17 protein-coding genes are annotated in these 18,082 nt (G+C 48.4%); 11 read left to right on the top strand and 6 right to left on the bottom strand.

The window, feature by feature from the left end; genetic code table 11:
* Positions 1–69 precede the first annotated feature (69 nt).
* From ACM1ND_RS25565 to ACM1ND_RS25555, 3 genes are all read left to right on the top strand, one after another.
* Positions 70–1,431: an MFS transporter gene (locus tag ACM1ND_RS25565; protein WP_209940618.1), complete on the top strand. Its 1,362-nt coding sequence runs from the start codon at positions 70–72 to the stop codon at positions 1,429–1,431.
* A 62-nt stretch (positions 1,432–1,493) separates the two neighbouring features.
* On the top strand, positions 1,494–2,084 hold the full coding sequence (locus tag ACM1ND_RS25560) for a GNAT family N-acetyltransferase (RefSeq protein ID WP_413630609.1): 591 nt from the start codon (positions 1,494–1,496) through the stop codon (positions 2,082–2,084).
* A 313-nt stretch (positions 2,085–2,397) separates the two neighbouring features.
* Entirely contained in the window at positions 2,398–3,585 is a 1,188-nt protein-coding gene (locus ACM1ND_RS25555; protein ID WP_418026823.1) for a cation:proton antiporter, read from the top strand.
* Positions 3,586–3,704: 119 nt separating this feature from the next.
* Here ACM1ND_RS25555 and ACM1ND_RS25550 read toward each other — a convergent pair whose 3' ends face one another.
* Positions 3,705–4,340 (bottom strand): NAD(P)-dependent oxidoreductase, encoded by a 636-nt coding sequence (locus ACM1ND_RS25550; protein ID WP_023990858.1) that lies wholly within the window; start codon positions 4,338–4,340, stop codon positions 3,705–3,707.
* A 260-nt stretch (positions 4,341–4,600) separates the two neighbouring features.
* Here ACM1ND_RS25550 and ACM1ND_RS25545 point away from each other — a divergent pair, with 260 nt between their 5' ends.
* Positions 4,601–5,554, top strand: a complete 954-nt coding sequence (locus ACM1ND_RS25545) for an alpha/beta hydrolase (RefSeq protein ID WP_418026821.1) — start codon at positions 4,601–4,603, stop codon at positions 5,552–5,554.
* 204 nt (positions 5,555–5,758) lie between these two features.
* Here the strand turns inward: ACM1ND_RS25545 and ACM1ND_RS25540 are convergent, their stop codons facing one another.
* On the bottom strand, positions 5,759–6,256 hold the full coding sequence (locus tag ACM1ND_RS25540; RefSeq protein WP_025721808.1) for a DUF1036 domain-containing protein: 498 nt from the start codon (positions 6,254–6,256) through the stop codon (positions 5,759–5,761).
* Positions 6,257–6,625: 369 nt separating this feature from the next.
* Here ACM1ND_RS25540 and ACM1ND_RS25535 point away from each other — a divergent pair, with 369 nt between their 5' ends.
* The 3 genes from ACM1ND_RS25535 (at position 6,626) to ACM1ND_RS25525 (ending at position 10,663) form a co-directional block, all read left to right on the top strand.
* Positions 6,626–7,183, top strand: a complete 558-nt coding sequence (locus ACM1ND_RS25535; protein ID WP_272639411.1) for a glycerol-3-phosphate responsive antiterminator — start codon at positions 6,626–6,628, stop codon at positions 7,181–7,183.
* A 57-nt stretch (positions 7,184–7,240) separates the two neighbouring features.
* Entirely contained in the window at positions 7,241–8,731 is a 1,491-nt protein-coding gene (glpK, locus tag ACM1ND_RS25530; protein WP_103047288.1) for a glycerol kinase GlpK, read from the top strand.
* 228 nt (positions 8,732–8,959) lie between these two features.
* Positions 8,960–10,663 (top strand): glycerol-3-phosphate dehydrogenase/oxidase, encoded by a 1,704-nt coding sequence (locus tag ACM1ND_RS25525; RefSeq protein ID WP_418028045.1) that lies wholly within the window; start codon positions 8,960–8,962, stop codon positions 10,661–10,663.
* A 115-nt stretch (positions 10,664–10,778) separates the two neighbouring features.
* Here the strand turns inward: ACM1ND_RS25525 and ACM1ND_RS25520 are convergent, their stop codons facing one another.
* Both ACM1ND_RS25520 and ACM1ND_RS25515 read right to left on the bottom strand, forming a co-directional pair.
* Positions 10,779–11,456: a CidB/LrgB family autolysis modulator gene (locus tag ACM1ND_RS25520; RefSeq protein ID WP_013312486.1), complete on the bottom strand. Its 678-nt coding sequence runs from the start codon at positions 11,454–11,456 to the stop codon at positions 10,779–10,781.
* Positions 11,453–11,824 (bottom strand): CidA/LrgA family protein, encoded by a 372-nt coding sequence (locus ACM1ND_RS25515; protein ID WP_013312485.1) that lies wholly within the window; start codon positions 11,822–11,824, stop codon positions 11,453–11,455. Before ACM1ND_RS25515 ends, ACM1ND_RS25520 begins: the two co-directional genes overlap by 4 nt.
* A gap of 131 nt (positions 11,825–11,955) precedes the next feature.
* Here ACM1ND_RS25515 and cidR point away from each other — a divergent pair, with 131 nt between their 5' ends.
* Positions 11,956–12,855, top strand: coding sequence for a cidABC operon transcriptional activator CidR (gene cidR, locus ACM1ND_RS25510; protein ID WP_023990853.1), 900 nt, complete (start codon positions 11,956–11,958; stop codon positions 12,853–12,855).
* Positions 12,856–12,960: 105 nt separating this feature from the next.
* On the opposite strand, the gene ACM1ND_RS25505 is transcribed toward cidR, so the two are convergent.
* Together ACM1ND_RS25505 and ACM1ND_RS25500 are read right to left on the bottom strand one after the other, a co-directional pair.
* Positions 12,961–13,134, bottom strand: coding sequence for an aspartyl-phosphate phosphatase Spo0E family protein (locus ACM1ND_RS25505; protein ID WP_013312483.1), 174 nt, complete (start codon positions 13,132–13,134; stop codon positions 12,961–12,963).
* Positions 13,135–13,268: 134 nt separating this feature from the next.
* Positions 13,269–14,345: a diguanylate cyclase gene (locus ACM1ND_RS25500; RefSeq protein WP_418026818.1), complete on the bottom strand. Its 1,077-nt coding sequence runs from the start codon at positions 14,343–14,345 to the stop codon at positions 13,269–13,271.
* A 168-nt stretch (positions 14,346–14,513) separates the two neighbouring features.
* Between ACM1ND_RS25500 and ACM1ND_RS25495 the strand changes: the two genes are divergently transcribed.
* From ACM1ND_RS25495 to ACM1ND_RS25485, 3 genes are read left to right on the top strand one after another with little or no spacing between them, the layout of a single operon-like run.
* Positions 14,514–16,886 (top strand): ATP-dependent DNA helicase, encoded by a 2,373-nt coding sequence (locus ACM1ND_RS25495; RefSeq protein ID WP_028540786.1) that lies wholly within the window; start codon positions 14,514–14,516, stop codon positions 16,884–16,886.
* Positions 16,876–17,385 carry a MarR family winged helix-turn-helix transcriptional regulator gene (locus ACM1ND_RS25490; RefSeq protein ID WP_013312480.1) on the top strand — a complete coding sequence of 170 codons (510 nt, stop codon included), beginning with the start codon at positions 16,876–16,878 and terminating at the stop codon, positions 17,383–17,385. Before ACM1ND_RS25495 ends, ACM1ND_RS25490 begins: the two co-directional genes overlap by 11 nt.
* Positions 17,386–17,422: 37 nt before the next feature.
* Positions 17,423–18,031 carry a pentapeptide repeat-containing protein gene (locus ACM1ND_RS25485; protein ID WP_028540785.1) on the top strand — a complete coding sequence of 203 codons (609 nt, stop codon included), beginning with the start codon at positions 17,423–17,425 and terminating at the stop codon, positions 18,029–18,031.
* Positions 18,032–18,082: the final 51 nt, after the last annotated feature.

The raw sequence follows: 18,082 nt of genomic DNA, 5'->3' as shown, positions 1-18,082 counted from the left end.
TCTGATATAGACCCGCTAGAATGTTCTTATTGCTAAAGAAGCTGAAAATGAGAGCAGGGTGAGTAGATAATGAAGGAAAAGAAAGAACTGCAATCCACGCCTAGCATTTGGCGCAATGGCCGTTTTCGGCGGATGTTTGCAGCGCACACGGCTGCTTCCTTTGGCGATTGGTTTGATGCTATCGCCATTCAGGTGCTTGTTGCCTATCGCTGGGAAGCCGACCCTATGATGATTGCACTGATTCCGGTAGTGATGGCCCTACCGGGTCTGCTGCTGGGTTCCATCGCGGGCACGTTAGCCGACCGGGTACACAAGGCCAGGCTGATGATCGTCTGCGATGCAGCTATTGCCTTATTGACGCTGGCCATCCTCGCCGTCCCGGGCCCGGCGTGGCTGCTGCCTTTGCTTGGTCTGCGCGCGGCGGCTGGCGTATTCCAAATGCCTTCACAGCAAGGCTTGACCCGCACGGTAGTCACCAGCGACGACCTATTTCGGGCAACCTCGCTGAATGGGTTGGTCAATCAGGCCTCCAAAGTGGCAGGGCCATTACTGGGTGCTATGACCTTGACTGTGTTGTCCCCCCAGGCATGCATTATTCTCAATGCATTGCTGCGTCTCTGTTCCGGCCTGCTGCTGTGGCCGCTGCGCGGAATCGGTCCGGCGCTGGTCAGCGCAGACCAACAAGCTGTTGCAGCCGAGCAGCAAGGAAAGTCGGCTGCGCATACAGCGCCTGAGGCTGATGAAGCTAAGATGCGGGAGGAGCATGTCCGCGCATCTCGTTTTTTCAACCAATGGCGTGAGGGCTGGGCGTTCTTATGGCGCAGTCGAATGCTTTTGCATACGCTCATATTCGGACTTTTCGGCTTAATCGCCATTCTCATGATCGACTACCAGTTCCCTACATTGCTGCGAGTGCTCGCTCCAGGTAATGAATCGCTGCTTGGCTGGCTGGTTTCAGCCATTGGGGCTGGCGCCGTCGGCTGCATGCTTGTGCTTAATCGCTTGAATCGCATAAGCGCAGGCTGGGGGCTCGGTGGTGGATATGTGCTGGTTGGCGGAGCTATTGCTGCTTTAGGCTGGGCGCAACCTGGAACTGGATTGCCTGTACTGCTTATGATCGGGGCTGTGCTGGGCGTGGGCAACGGCCTGTACATTATCACCCAGAACTATATATTACAAGCCAAAACCCCTGCTGATATGGTAGGACGCGTCTTTGGTATCCAAAGTACCGTGATTGGAGCAATCATGGTCGTTTCACCGCTTGCCGGAGGAGTATTGATCCGAATAGCAGGGGCGGGCACGGCTTTTGTCTGGATCGGAATGACTGTTGGAATCCTGGGTTTGACGGGACTGCTGCTTCAATCTGTAATTTGGCGCGAGTCCCTCGCCGATTCTAGCCTGACTACGGAGCAAAATGCAGACCTTGCGTAGTCGATCTTGCGCAATAATTTGCTTTGATTTTCGTCATTTATATTTTTAGCATGGGAGAGATCATGATGACTCAACAAACTTCATCCTCTGAGCCTGTGGCACGGTTACTTGAAGGATCACGGGTATACTTGCGTCCCGTTAACGTAGAGGACACCGAGCTATACTATAATACATTGTTCGATCAGGATGTGCGGCGGCTGACAGGCACACAACGCAGCTTTACCAAGGATCAAATTGCCCGTTATATTGAAGCTAAAGGACAGGATGCCTCAAGCCTGCTGCTGTTGATTGCGCTTCGCGAAGGTGATCGTGTCATTGGGGATATTGCCTTGCAGGATATGGACAGCCTGAACCGCAGTGCCAACATCCGTATTGCGATCAATGAGCAGGGAAATCAGGGGAAAGGCTACGGCACCGAAGCGCTTGTACTCATGCTGGGTTACGGATTTGGTATCTGTAATCTGCATCGGATTGAGCTGAATGTATTTGATTTTAATGAACGCGCCATTCGTTGCTATGAAAAAGTAGGCTTTCAGCGCGAAGGTGTGCAGCGGGATGCTTTATTCTATAATTATGAATACCATGATTCGATTCTGATGAGTATGCTGGACCACGAATACCGCGACCACTATGTGAAAAAAGCAGAAAATTGATTCAATACGTTTACACGGGTTTACAGAAGAGATATAATTAAAGGATAAAGTTGCTTGTTTGCGCAAGTATGACCGACAACATCAAATGAATATATGAATTACCGGAGGAGCCTGTCACCAAGGCTCCTTTATGTCTTTTTTAGGGGAACCTGTGCTGTATCTCGGGTTCCCCTTTTTATTTTGCGAGTTGTCCGTTAAGGTCAGACACATATTTTGCACGTTTGTTTAGCATTTTATGATTATTAGTTTTCTTCAATATCGTGAATTATGCGCAAATAAGTTCAAGGATTAAACCAAAGGAGGTTATCAGCCTATGCAATTTATATTGTATCTACTGCTGATTCTGTTGTTCACAAAAGTCGCGGGTCATGTGTCTGTCAGACTCGGTCAACCAGCGGTGTTGGGAAAGCTGATCGCAGGAATTGTCCTGGGTCCAGCCGTATTGGGATGGGTTCAGAATGATTCGCTGATTCATAATATGTCTGAAATCGGCGTGCTGCTGCTGATGTTCATTGCTGGACTGGAGACGGACCTGGATCAACTTCGACGTAACTGGAAGCCTGCGGTAGCTGTGGCGGTTGGAGGTATTATTTTACCGCTAATTTGCGGTTTTGGTGTAGGGGAAGCCTTTGGATTCTCGGTGCATGAAGGCTGGTTTCTAGGAATTATTCTGAGTGCTACCTCTGTAAGCATTACGGTACAGGTACTCAAGGATATGAATAAGCTGAATACCCGGGAAGGCTCGACCATTTTGGGTGCGGCAGTGCTGGATGATGTGCTTGTCGTGGTGCTACTAGCGGTAGTAATGAGTATATTCGGTATGGGTGGAGAAACTTCGCTGGGACTTCTTGTTGGCAAAAAGCTAGTTTTCTTCGTAGTAGCTATTCTGGGTGGCTGGTTCGTTGTTCCGTGGATTATGAAAATACTTGCTCCACTCAAGGTGACTGAAGCAGTCATCACGACTGTGTTGATTATTTGCTTTGGGTTTGCGTATTTTGCGGATATGTTGGGGATGGCAGGTATTATCGGGGCTTTTGCGGCCGGGATTGCCATTGCACAAACCAGCTTTAAGCACGTCGTAGAAGAAAAGGTGGAGCCCATCGCTTATTCCATCTTTGTTCCTGTATTTTTTGTCAGCATCGGATTAAATGTTTCCTTTGAGGGAGTAGGGCAGCAGCTCGGATTTGTTGTTGTTTTGACACTGATTGCGCTGGTGACAAAGCTAATCGGGGGAGGTCTCGGGGCGCGGCTGACGGGCTTCGATAACCGTTCTGCCCTTGCGATCGGCTCCGGGATGATATCTCGCGGCGAGGTCGCACTTATTATTGCAGCTACCGGTCTACAGACGGGTCTGTTGGCACAGCAATATTTTACATCGGTGATCATTGCCATCATTCTGACGACCTTGGCTTCGCCTCCGATTCTCAAGCTGTGTTTTAGCGATAAGAGGGAGACTTCCGCTCACGATATAGAAAAGAAGGTCAGCACTGACAATTCATAACGAGAGTATCAACAGGTCATAACAAAAAGACCCTTCGGGTTCAGCTTCTCATAGCGTGCAGCATGAGAGAATGGGCGAAGGGTCTTTTTTATGCTAAATGTGCTGCAAGAATAGGGAAATTAGGATTCGGACACCACTGTGAAACGTTGGTTCAGATGTTGCGGTTTTTCGATTTCGTCCACTACGGCAACTGCATAATCTTCATAGCTGACATAGCTTGCACCTTTGGAATTAACCAACAGAGTGTCTTTTCCCACTTGGTAAGAGCCTGTACGTTTGCCCAGTGCAAATTCAGCGGAAGGACTAATGAAAGTCCAGTTCAGGTCGCGGGTACCACGCAGAATTTCCAGGTTTTTTCCTTGGTTATTTGCTGTAGGGTATACGAAATCCGGGAAGCCAGGAGTATCTTTTACCAAAAGTGTTTGGGATTCGTCAGTGAACAAGCTGCCTGCACCACCTACGACAATTAGGCGAGTACCGGATACATTACGCAGGGCTTCAATCAGTACGTTACCTGCATCGACATGCAGATGCTCTTGTCCGAGTGGAGCGGCAAAAGCATTAACGACTACGTCAAAACCTTTCAGATCATCTGTTTTTAGATCAAAAACGTCTTTTTGTACTACAGTAGCACGGCTTTCCGTTACTTTAGCCAAGTCACGGACGATTGCGGTTACTTCATGTCCTCTGTCTAATGCTTCTTTTACGATATTACTTCCTGCTTTACCGGTTGCACCAATAACTGCAATTTTCATAATAGATAGCCTCCTATAAATATGATGTGGATGATTCATTAGTTTGATCGTAAGTGTACCTGGTACATTTACGAACTTTAACATGTAACTATTATAGTTACAATATAAAATAAAAGTCAAGCTCTTCTGTTGGGCAAACTAAAGTCCTCCGATTGGAAAGAGAGGAACTCGTTTAAATATATAAGGTGAAACTGAATGAGCAAACTTAAGCCATATTGGATATATGTAGAGCACAGATAAGAAAGGAAGAGTGAAACGATATGATTAAAAAAGTACAGCTTGAACCCGCAGCACAGAAATTTGCAGATGATAATGCCAAGCCTCCGTTTCTATATGATTTGGGTCCTGAAAAAGGACGTGAAACGGTCAATGAGGTCCAATCCGGTCCAGCAGACAAACCCGCCGCAGATGTAGAAGATCTAACTATTCCAGGTGGGCCTGGCGGCGAGGTGAAGGTCAGAATTGTTCGCCCACAACAAGTGACAAGCGATCTCCCGGTCATTGTATATATTCATGGAGCAGGCTGGGTATTCGGTAATGCCCATACGCATGATCGTCTGATTCGTGAATTGGCAGTCGGCTCACAGGCGGCAGTTGTATTCCCGGAATACAGCTTGTCACCTGAAGCTAAATATCCGACGGCAATTGAGGAAATTTACGCGGTCGTTCAATGGGTGGCGCAGCATGGGCGCGAGCATGGATTGAAGCCCGATACGCTGACGATAGCCGGAGACAGTGTCGGCGGTAACATGACCGCGGCCGTAACGCTGCTGGCCAAAGAACGCAGTGGTCCTTCCATCCGGCAGCAGTTGTTATTTTATCCGGTGACGGACGCTTCCTTTGACACGGAATCATACCAGGAGTTCGCCACAGGATATTTCCTGAGCCGCGAAGGAATGCAATGGTTTTGGGATCAATATACGACGGATCCCAACGAACGAGCGCAGATCACGGCGTCCCCGTTACGTGCCACCACAGAACAGCTCAAAGGGCTACCGCGTGCGCTGGTCATTACAGGCGAGGCCGATGTGCTACGCGATGAAGGTGAGGCCTATGCGAACAAGCTGCGTGAAGCGGGGATAGATGTGACCGCTGCACGCTTTCAAGGCATCATCCACGACTTTGTGATGCTGAACCCATTGTCGGAAACAGCGGCCAAGCGCGGTGCGATCACGCTCGCTACCTCATGGCTGCGCCAAGGGTTTGAGGGCTAGATTAGCTTCAGGCTGAGAGGATAGCAGCGATCGTGCTGGGTAAAGGGGTACAGTTAGAGCATAACAGTAAGGGCAGAAATAAATCGGATCTGCATGAAGCCAAACACGCTTTACAGACGAGCGAAGGAATACGAAGCGAGTATGTAAGGAAGCGCCTCCCAGTTCATGTCTGGAGGTGCTTCTTTTGGTTCTGTATATATAATTCTAGTTGCGTTTACCATATAGTGGTTTTCTATTCTTGCCTAACTTACCTAATTTTCCAGGTGATTTTATAAAGCTGAACTTCCCTAATTTAAAATTGGCCTTTCTTTTTTTCGCCACTAGAGTACGTCTTGACTTAGAGGCACCTTGGGTACTATCTACAAGGTTTAGTGTGTAGTTTTCGAAATTACCAACATTAATCTCATCGAACCCCACACTTCTACAGCCTTGACCTTGGCAACCTGCTATCCAGCATCTTGTGAAAGCCTCTCTAGGAACATCTGTGTAGAAACCACCACCCCACCAATTACCAAAACTGTCATGTCCATAGACATAAAAAAATTGGTTTGCTGCTGATCCAGCTACAAGAAGTGCGCGTCTACCGGGTTCTATACGGTACCACCCTCTCTTAGCATAGGTGATAGGACTACAACCAGAATCATAGTATCCAACAGCAACCGAAATAGGGTTAGGTGTACTGTTACGAACATAAAAACCCATTCTATTCACTCCATTCTTTGAAAGATTAATATTAATTTATGCGAGTTTTTCGAATATGAAATAGACATATGGATGATTAAAAAGCACAAAAAAGAAAGCAATATCTCAATGTTTTTGTGGTAGGGAAGTAAAAGAGGCGGGAGTAATCGAGCGCACAGTTGGGGATGATGGGGAGCTCCAACCACAATATCCCAGGAACCTGGCAGATGTGGCAGCCAATAGAGATGATCCATGGATGTTGTTTAGAAATAAAGGCACATATGGAGTATAAAGGGGTATTCTTTTGAAACCGCTTCACCTTCGTCGAACAGAGTGATAATATAAAATTTGAACGAGTTTGACCGACATTCAGCTTTAAGGGGGATATCCATGCCATTTCAGGGACAACGCATTTTACCTGCAGCTAAGCATATGAAGCAGCTGGAGGGTATTTTGGACAGCTCTTATGAGTATGCGGTTTTTCTGGATACGCATGTAGCGCAGCTGCGCAACCTGTACCAGATGGCTAGGAGTCGCAACAAGCAAATGCTTCTGCATGCCGACCTGGTGCAAGGCTTGAAGAATGACGAGTATGCGGCTGAATATTTATGTCAGGAAATTAAGCCGTTTGGGATTATTTCGACCCGATCCGGGGTGATTGCAACCGCTAAAAAGAAGGGGATTCTTGCTGTGCAGCGGGTGTTTCTGCTTGATACGATTGCGCTGGAAAAAAGCTACGCGCTGGTGGAAAAAACACGACCTGATTATATTGAGGTGCTGCCCGGTGTTGTTCCACCGATGATTAGGGAAGTCAGCGAACGCACGGGCATTCCTATTTTGGCGGGCGGACTTATTCGCACCCCAGAGGATGTGGAAGCGGCGTTGGCTGCGGGAGCTACAGCAGTTACGACCTCCAATAAACAACTGTTCGAGCATTATAAGCAATAGCTTTTATTTGAATCAAGTGGGTAACAATACATAAATATGCAAGGAGGCTGGGAAACGATGGAGCAATACATTCTTGCCTTGGATCAGGGCACAACCAGTTCGCGGGCCATCTTGTTTGATCGGCAGGGAAAAGTGGTATACAAGGCACAACGGGAGTTCCCACAGTATTTTCCCCAGCCGGGGTGGGTAGAGCAAAACGCAAATGAAATATGGAGCTCTATTTTGGCCGTCATCGCCTCCTGCTTGTCGGAATCAGGTGTGAAAGCCAGCCAAATTGCCGGGATTGGTATTACAAACCAACGGGAAACCGTAGTGGTGTGGGATAAACATACGGGTCTGCCTGTATATCATGCGCTGGTCTGGCAGTCACGGCAAACAGCCGGGATCTGCGAGGAATTGAAAAGCCGTGGATTTGATCATATTTTTCATAGCAAAACGGGACTACTCATTGATCCCTACTTTTCTGGCACCAAGGTCAAATGGATACTCGACAACGTCGAAGGGGCACGAGCTCAAGCGGAGCGTGGGGATTTGCTGTTTGGTACGATTGATACCTGGCTAATCTGGAGATTGTCCGGTGGTAAAGCACATGTAACGGACTACTCCAATGCGGCCCGCACACTCATGTACAACATATATGAGCTAAAATGGGATGAGGAGCTGCTGGATATTCTCGGCGTTCCTGCGTCTATGCTACCAGAGGTGAAATCATCTTCTGAGATATATGCGCATACGGTGGATTATCACTTTTTTGGGCAGGAAATCCCTATTGCCGGAGCGGCGGGCGATCAGCAAGCAGCTCTATTCGGTCAGGGATGCTTTGACAAGGGCATGATTAAAAATACATACGGTACGGGATGCTTTATGCTGATGAATACCGGAGATGAACCCTGTGACTCGGAACATGGACTGATTACGACCATTGCATGGGGGCTGAATGGTCAGGTAAAGTATGCGCTGGAGGGCAGCATTTTTGTAGCTGGGTCTGCTATTCAGTGGTTGCGTGATGGGCTGCGCATGTTCCGCGAGGCCAAAGATAGTGAAGCGTATGCGGCGCGTGTGACCTCGACGGAAGGGGTATATTTTGTCCCGGCCTTTGTAGGTCTAGGCAGCCCGTATTGGGACAGTGACGTGCGCGGCGCGACATTTGGTTTGACGCGGGGAACGACCAAGGAGCACTTTATACGAGCGGTACTGGAATCGCTGGCCTACCAGACTAAAGATGTCCTAACTGCCATGGCGAGCGATTCGGGTGTACCTGTGCGTTCATTGCGTGTAGATGGAGGCGCAGTGATGAACGAGTTCCTGATGCAGTTCCAGAGCGATATTCTCGATCTGCCTGTAGAACGACCTGCTGTGAACGAGACAACTGCACTCGGTGCGGCGTATTTAGCGGGACTGGCAGTCGGGTTTTGGAGCAGTCTGGATGAAGTCCGGGGATATGCGCAGAGTGATCATACCTTTACTCCGTCCATGAGTGAGGACATGCGGACTGAGCTTTATGGTGGCTGGAAAAAGGCAGTTCATGCCGCAATGGCGTTCAAGTAGAGACGGTTTTGCGATAGAAGGGAGCCATCTGGCAACAGGCAGATTTCCCTTTTCATAGCGTACCGTGTGTGCTACGATATAGATAAGTTAATACTCGTCAGGAGACTTGGAGAGACCATGAACCGCTCGGCATCCGCCGCAGCGATGTTCGTGGTCTTTTTTTGTACCTTATGATGATTCGGTTGGCAGATTGCATCGTGAATATATACAAAGCTGGAGGGATAAATGATGGGAGAACAGGGATTTGCTGCGCAGGAGAGAACCGCTGTTTTGGAACGTATGGGACATGAGCATTTGGATATTTTAATCATTGGCGGCGGCATTACAGGGGCGGGTATTGCGCTGGATGCGGCGGATCGTGGTTTGAAGACAGCATTGGTGGAGATGCAGGATTTCGCAGCGGGTACGTCCAGTCGCTCGACCAAGCTAGTGCATGGTGGTCTTCGTTATTTGAAGCAGTTTGAAGTTAAGATGGTAGCCGAGGTCGGGAAGGAGCGGGCAATCGTATTCGAAAATGGTCCACATGTGACCATACCCGAGCGTATGCTACTTCCTTTTCACAAGGGCGGCACGTTTAACGCATTCACCACCTCTGTCGGGCTGCTGGTATATGATTTCCTTGCTGGTGTTAAGCGTAGTGAGCGCCGCCGCATGCTGGACATCCAAGCTACACTAGAGCGCGAGCCTTTGCTGAAGCGTGATGGACTGAAGGGAAGCGGCAGCTATGTAGAGTACCGCACAGATGACGCTCGCCTGACGATTGAGGTCATGAAGGAAGCTGTTACACGAGGGGCGCTGGCGGTGAACTATGCCAAGGCTGACAAGCTGCTGTATGACGAAGGACGAATAAGCGGTGCAAGCGTAACGGACCGGGTAACGGGAAAACCATACGAAATTCAAGCTTCGCTGGTTATTAATGCAGCCGGACCATGGGTAGACACGTTACGGGAAATGGATCGCTCCAAAGAGGGCAAGGTGCTTCGCCTGACGAAAGGTATTCACCTGGTGTTCGATGCTGAGCGCTTTCCGCTCAAACAGGCAGTGTACTTCGATACACCGGATGGACGCATGGTATTTGCCATCCCACGTGATGGAAAAACCTATGCAGGTACGACCGACACGGTGTATGAGGGGGATACGGCGCATCCCCGGATGACCGCCGAAGATCGGGCCTATGTGCTTCAAGCGATCAACGGAATGTTTCCGGATGTAAAGCTGACTGTTACGGATGTAGAATCCAGTTGGGCAGGGGTACGGCCGCTCATTTATGAAGACGGTAAAAGCCCTTCGGAAATTTCACGCAAGGACGAAATTTGGGAATCCCGTTCAGGTCTGATCACGATTGCAGGCGGCAAGCTGACGGGCTACCGGAAAATGTCCGAACTCGTCGTGGATCGTGCGGTACAGGAGCTGGGGCGCTTGCATGGGCAGAGCTTCCGGGCATGCCGCACCAGACATATCCCGATTTCGGGTGGCAGCGTAGGAGGCTCAGCGGGCTGGGACGCGTACGTAGGTAAGCAAACCGCAGCAGGTGTTGCGCTCGGCCTGTCGCCGGATATAGCTAGAGCATGGGCTACCCGCTATGGCTCCAACACAGAGCGATTGTTTGCCATAGCGGCACAGAGCATGAAGGAGGCTAACGAGAAGGAAGCGGCGCTGCCTGTGGAAGTGCGTGTCCCGCTCCTGTATGCGATGGAACAGGAAATGACAGTGACACCGTCTGATTTTTTTATACGCCGAACTGGGGCTCTGTTCTTCCAGATTGACGAGGTGAAGCGCTGGAAACAGCCCGCCATCGCATGGATGTCCGAACATGCAGGCTGGGGCGCCGCGCAAGAACGACAATATACGGCTGAGCTGGATGCTTACCTGTATGAAGCTGTAACGCCTGTAGAGGTAGAGGTGAAACCCGGTGACGTTAAAGCTATTTGAGGCCGCGAGGGATATATATCCTTGAGCCATCCATTGCTTTGAGACATGGACTGAAAGCAAAGAAGCAGCGATTCTTCATAACAAGAGAATCGCTGCTTCTTTGTATACAGATGGCTTACAGCATCAAGTGGAACAGGAACGGGGCAGCCGCCAAGGTAAAGAGAGCGGCGAGCACCATCGAGATGCTGGATATCGTCCCCGTCAGCGAACTGAACTCGAATGCTTTGGAAGTGCCTGTACCATGAGCACCGGTACCGAGCAGCACCCCACGTGAGACTTCATTTTCGATACGGAACAGCTTTACAATCATCGGACCGATAATAAGACCGCTCAATCCGGTCAGAATAACGAATACAGCCGTGACCGTCGGATTGCCGCCAATCGTTTGCGATACATTCATCGCAATGGGCGTCGTAATGGAGCGAGGAATCAGGCTGCTAAGCAGCGAAGAATTCAGGTGCATCCACTTGGCAAGCGCCATGGAGGACAACACGGCTACAACAGACCCAGACAGCACGCTAAGCACGATTTGGGTCGCATGTTTTTTTAACACAGGGAAATATCGGTACAAAGGGACAGCAAATGCAATCGTAGCTGGCTGTAGCAGCATGGACAGCAAGTGAGCGCCCGAATTATAAGAACGGTAGTTCACACCCGTCAGCGTTAAAATCAAAATGATAACAATAGGTGTAATGAGCAATGGAGACAAATACACCTTGGGTAGTGTGCGGTACATGCGTTTGGCCATCCAGTAAATAGCGAGTGTCAATACAATACATAGAAGACCGGTCATGATGATTTATGCTCCTTTCGTTTACCAAGCAGACTAGCGACCATACCTGTGCAGGCCATCACCAGAAAGGTGCCGAGCAACACGACCAGCATAATGCTCATACCATCGTGTTCCAGCATCGGCCAATAATTCATAACGCCGACAGCGGAGGGGATAAAGAATAATAGCAGCTCGGCCAGCAACCAATTTGCACCAACTTCAATCCAGCTTAGCCGGACCAAGCCGGTTTGCAGCAGAATAAAAAGGATCAGCATACCAATGATACTACCGGGTACAGGCAGGTGGAGCCAAGAGACTACCGCGTTCAGGATGAGCGAAAAGGCCATCAGGACGGCGATCTGGAGGACACCGCGTATGAAGCTTTTCATATATAATGGCTCCTATCTTTGAGATCGGTTATTTTCAAACTGTAATGAAATTTTACATCACAAGCTTTCATGAGTAAAATGCATATAAAGAATGTAATCTATTCCGTTTGTCTATGGGAGAAGGTGTAGCTTTGGATATCCGACATTTACAATACTTTTTGGAAGTCGCGCGGTTGCGTAGCTTTACAAAGGCAGCCCAGAGCATGTTTATTACCCAGCCGACGATCAGTAAGACAATTAAAAGTCTGGAAGATGAATTGGGGGTCGCTTTGTTCGACCGAATTGGCAAAAGAATCGAACTGACGGACGCGGGAAAGGTAATTGAGCTTCAAGCACAAGCGATTGTAAAGTCCTTTCAAAGCCTGTCCTCGGAGCTGAGTGATTTGATGAACTTGAAAAAGGGACATATCCGTATTGGCCTGCCCCCTATGGTCGGATCAAGCTTTTTTCCGCGTGTCATTGGAGAATTCCATAAGGCATATCCTGATGTGACTATTCAATTATTTGAGGACGGAGCGAAGAAAGTGGAACAGGACGTAGAAGCCGGGGCATTGGATATCGGGGTGATTGTGCTGCCTGCGGTTGGAGATATGTTTGAGACATTTCTGTTTGTGGAGGAAAAGCTGAATTTGCTCGTTCATCCTACGCATGCATTGGCAGAGTGCAAGGAGGTACCGTTATCTGCGTTGGCGGAGGAGGCGTTTGTACTGTTCCGTGAGGATTTTACGCTGCATGACCGTATCATTGCGGAATGTGTTCGTGCTGGCTTTCAGCCGCGTGTAGTCTACGAAAGCTCACAATGGGATCTGATTAGCGAAATGGTTGCTGCAAACCTGGGAGTAGCGCTGTTGCCGGAGGCCATTTGCCGAGATCTGGATTCCGAGCGCTTGCGTGTTCTTCCATTGGTGGACCCCGTCATCCCTTGGCATTTGGGGATGATCTGGCGGAACGATCGTTATCTGTCCTTTGCCGCCAGAGAATGGATATCGTTCACACAACAATTGTTGCGGACGGAATATGGCGGGAAGTAGTCAGTCAGCGAGAAGGTGAGTACGATGCAGATGTGTACCGAAGAAGGACGAATACTGCTTACATCATAAAAAAGCTGCCCTAAGGGGCAGCGATGTAGCTTGCTTCTATGAGTGTGTTTGGTTTATTGCACGCTTGGTGTGAAGGTACTTGTCCATAATACGGTCAAGTCTGGAGGATTTGTCCAATACACGTTCATCTTTTAATCCGTGTAAGTCAGCCATGCGATTCAGTTCACGGCGTTCTTTTTCCATGAGTTTTTCCAATTGTTCGAGGTTCACAAAGCCCACCCCCCATGTCGATTGTAAGGCATGTCTCCACTAGCGGCAGAAGTTTTTTTGATAACGATGTTATTTCCATTTTACCACTTTTTATTAACAATAATCCAGCTTTCCTGACATTTAGCGACTAATATTTATGGTTTTGCCAGTTTCACCTGATTGCGTCCTGAACGCTTAGCTTCATATAATGCCTCATCTGACTTTTCCAGTAAGTGCCTCGATGCAATGACAGGTGAACTGCCTGCTCCAATGGATACGGTTAGAGAGATCGAGGTTCCGTCATTCAAAAGAAAACGTTCATTTTCCACAGCTTTCCGAATCTTTTCGGCAAAGCTTGCTGCTTTCTGACTATCGCAATTTCCAATCAGAATGGCAAATTCCTCTCCGCCTTTACGGGAGGGGTACGCCCTCGTTGTAGATTCCCGGATTAACAGCATTCCTAATTGGCTTAAGACGGTATCTCCGTTCAAATGACCATACGTATCATTAATATTTTTAAAGTGGTCAATATCCAGCATCACGAGTCCAAAGGGCTGTTTTGTAGTCTTGGAAGTATGAAAGACCTCTTCAAATAGCGCATCGAAAGCACGCGGACTGTAGAGTCCGGTTAAATGATCCCGATTTGCAGCTTCTTCCAACAGATGAACAGCCCGTTCTGTTTTTTTGATATGGGACATCATAAAATAAGTGAACAGGCCGCCAAGTAACTTAACGGTTGTGATTATTATCATAGATTCATTATCAGGAGGATTAACCACATAGAAAGTAGATAACAGCGACACTATAGCAGCTCCAAGCACGGCCGACATCCACTTGCGGAGTGTTAGGCTTTTTTCTCGAATAAAGATAAGTGAAATGCCCAGTGTCATGAAGCAATTGACGGTAGCAGTCAGAGAAACATCTGTCCAACCACCTGTGATGTAAATACGGTACAGGCTTATGATCAAGGTAGTCAGCAGACCGGATATCGATCCTCCCATATAAACAGAAATGATAATCGCCAATTGGCGCAGATCGACCACAAAGTGCCCACGGATCCATAAACCGGTCATCATTAACAGAATGCCAAACAGACCCAGCATTAAACCGTTCATTACCCGATAAATGAATACATGTTTTTTTAGGTAACGCTCATATTTCCGGAAAAATAAATTTCCAAAGAATAAGAAGCTTGTTAATAACGCAAAATTGTTAATTAATTCTTTTAACATATCCCTATCCTTTATGCTGAAATGAGAGTTGTAGTATCGTGGGGAATAAAGCAAAAGGCCTCGTTTCTATATTTCGGTAAAAAGTAGGCATGAGTGAATACCAATCGACCACAAACGATTCTTATGTCCCTTACGTTTCGTTTATCTACGTGGTACAGTGAAAGGACTATGACCGGAACGGGTGATCGTATGAAGGAACCAATTCACATATCGGTGCGTCCACTTGTGGAATATGTGCATCGGAGCGGCAGCATTCATAGCGGCTTTCGCTCGAATAGCAGTATGCTCGAAGGAACTCGCGTGCATCAGGTTATCCAGAAAGGTTACAAGGAGCATGACCGCAAAGAGGTACATTTACGTACAGAAATTTCGTATAAGGACGAATTGTTTATCATTGAAGGTCGCTGTGACGGACTGATTGAGCTGGATGGCGTATGGACGGTTGATGAAATTAAATCGATCTCTTTGCCCCTCGAAGATATTCAGGGTGACGGTCAACCCGTACACTGGGCACAAGCATTTCTGTATGCCTATATGATTGCTCATGAGGAACAACAGCATTCCATGCAGGTCCAGCTTACTTATGTACAGGCACACAGTGAAGACATTCGCCGATTTAGGCGCGAGCTATCCTTTGCTGAGCTGGAAGCTTTCGCACAAGAGATGATTGCTGGTTATGCACCGTATGCATTCCTGCTGAGAGCACATGCGGAAAAGCGGGATGCCAGCATTGCTATGTTGAACTTTCCCTTTGACACGTATCGTTCGGGTCAGCGAACTCTCGCGGGTTCGGTGTACAAGACGATTGCCGAAGGGGTTAACCTGTTTGCCAAAGCACCTACAGGTATTGGTAAAACGGTATCCACCTTGTTTCCTGCGATCAAGGCTATCGGTGAGGGGCAGGTTAGGCGAGTATATTATGTGACGGCTCGTACCACGACTCGGGCAGCAGCCGAAGAAGCTTACGCCAGAATGCAGGCCCAAGGGCTGCACATGCATGTGGTGACTTTGACTGCGAAGGATAAAATTTGCTTTAAGGATGAAAATGATTGTGATGCTGGATCATGCAGCATGTGCGAGGGCTATTACGACCGGATCAACGGTGCGGTATCCGATATTTTGGCGAATGAGACGTTAATGACCCGGGCGGTGATTGAGCATTATGCGCGCAAGCATAAGGTATGTCCCTTTGAATTTTCGCTGGATGTGGCGTATGCCTCGGATGGTATAATCAGTGATTATAATTATGTTTTCGATCCACGGATTTCTTTGAAAAGATTACTGGAGGAGCACAAGCGAAAAGGTGTCGTACTGGTGGATGAGGCGCATAATCTGGTAGAACGCGGTCGGGACATGTTTTCGGCGGAAATTTTGAAATCTTCTTTTTTGGAACTGAAACGAGAATTTAAGTTGCTAAGCCCAGAGATTGCTGCGGCTGCGAGTGCAGTGAACGCACATATGATTATGCTGCGCAAGCAATATGCAGATACAGGAAAAGCAGTGGAGACAGCAGCACCGCAAGAGGTGCTGGAGCTGTTGGCGCCTTTTGTGGAAGCAGCTGAACGTGAACTGGTGACGGGGGGCAGTACAAGCCACGCAAGCGGTGAGGGTACGGCTTATGCATTGCTTCTAGATACGTATTTTACCGCTCAGAATATGCTGCGCATTGCTGCTTTATACGATGAACGATACGTTACTTATGTGGAAGCGGGGCGCAGTGAAGTGAGGGTCAAGCTGTTCTGCCTCGATCCTTCTCACTTGCTGGGACAAGCTATTAAGGGCTACCGCTCAGCCATTTATTTTTCCGCAACGTTGACACCGCTTGCTTATTACCGGGACATGCTCGGAGCAAACGAGGAAGATTATACGTTACAGGTTCCTTCCCCCTTCCATCAGGAGCAATGGGATGTACGTCTGCTGCCGCTCTCCATCCGTTATCGGGATCGTGAGCGTTCCAAAGGGGCGATTGCGGATATGCTGGCTGCATTGGTTGTAGAACGGAAAGGAAATATCCTTGTATTTTTCCCGTCCTATCCATATCTGCGTGAGGTATATGAGGAGTTCATGCTTCGGGACGTGTCCGCAAATACGTTGGTACAAAGTCCGGGGATGACCGAACCAGAGCGGGATCGATTTCTAGAGGCTTTCCAGCCTGGGCAAGAGCACACCTTGCTTGGCTTTGCCGTACTGGGTGGTGTGTTTGCTGAAGGTGTCGATTTACCTGGGGATCGCTTAAATGGGGTAGTGATTGTCGGCGTCGGCTTGCCGCAAATTGGAGCAGAGCGGGATGTGCTGCGGGATTATTTTTCCGAACAGGGACGGAATGGTTTCAACTATGCGTATGTATATCCAGGGATGAACAAGGTTCTTCAGGCAGGTGGCAGACTTATTCGCACAGAGCACGACGAAGGATTGCTGGTTCTGGTAGATGATCGTTTTGCCAAGGAACCGTATGCTTCTTTGCTGCCAGACGAATGGAAAAGCTACCGTCTGACGGAACAAGCGGGATTAAGGAAGGAATGGATAGACTATGAACTTTAATTTTCATAATGACTCCATACGCGGGGTGCTGCGTAGCTTTGGACATGAAGATGCCGAAGTGGATAATATAGAGACTTTTGTGACATTTGCGCGCTTGGCTAACGGTATTTTCAGAGAAATGGATACCGATTTTAGCAAGTTGGGGGCTTCTCAGGGCCGGATTATTGTTCTTAGCCTGTTGCATTGCCATTCGCCGCATCGCATGACACCATCAGAGTTGGCGGAAAAAGCTGATGTGACGCGTGGAACCATGACGGGGCTGATCGACGGATTAGAGCGAGATGGCATGATTGAACGTGTGGCTCATGAGAGTGACGGGCGGATGGTGACTGTCGGATTAAAGGAGGCAGGACGAGAGCTGTTAAGTAAGATAGTCCCTTATTATACGAAGTTGATTCGGTCGTGTATGTCTGAGTTTACGCCGCAGGATCATAAGATGATGAAGGGTTTACTGGGAAAAATGAAAGGCGGTTTTGAGCGGTCCTTGCCGAAATGCTGAATTCCTAATATAAGGAATAAGGAATAGGAGAGAGAACATGTTCTTTTATACAGATGAGGTCTATGAAGCCCGTGATTTTGGATCAATGGATGCCAGAGAAGGCGAGTGGAGAAATTGCGAGTTTACCCGATGTCGCTTTCGGGGTGTGGAGATGAATGAGTCCCTCGTGGAGGGCTGTACTTTTGTGGACTGTGATTTTACCGGAGCCATTCTGAATGCATCTCACTACAAGGAGTCGGCTTTTACCAATTGTTTGTTCACCAGCGCCAATCTGTTTGTAGTCCGGTTTGATAACTGCAAGCTGGTAGGTTCAGATTTTGCAGGGGCGAATATGGATGGTATCACAATTACGGGCGGAGACTGGTCTTATACGAATTTGCGTCATGCAGATTTAAGAAAACAAGATTTGCGAAAAATACGATTCAAGGAAGCTGACTTATCCGAATGCAATTTGGAAAAAGCAGATTTGCGGGAGGCGGATCTTACCCGAGTAAGACTGCACAAAGCCCATCTTCAAGGAACAGACCTGCGCGGTGCGAAGATGGATGGCGTGAATTTTAAAGATCTGGACATCACTGGAGCCAAGCTGGATATCGAGCAGGCAGTAGCGGTAGCTCGCTCCTATGGAGCCAAGGTGGAAGGCTAAAAAGCACGGGATACAGGAGCTGTCTCGATCTGCAGTACCCCGTGTGGGTGA

The organism is Paenibacillus sp. JJ1722, from assembly GCF_048282685.1.
Classification (GTDB): domain Bacteria; phylum Bacillota; class Bacilli; order Paenibacillales; family Paenibacillaceae; genus Paenibacillus; species Paenibacillus polymyxa_B.
Note: the sequence above shows the minus strand (reverse complement) of the source record. Positions and strands in the feature narration are given on the sequence as shown.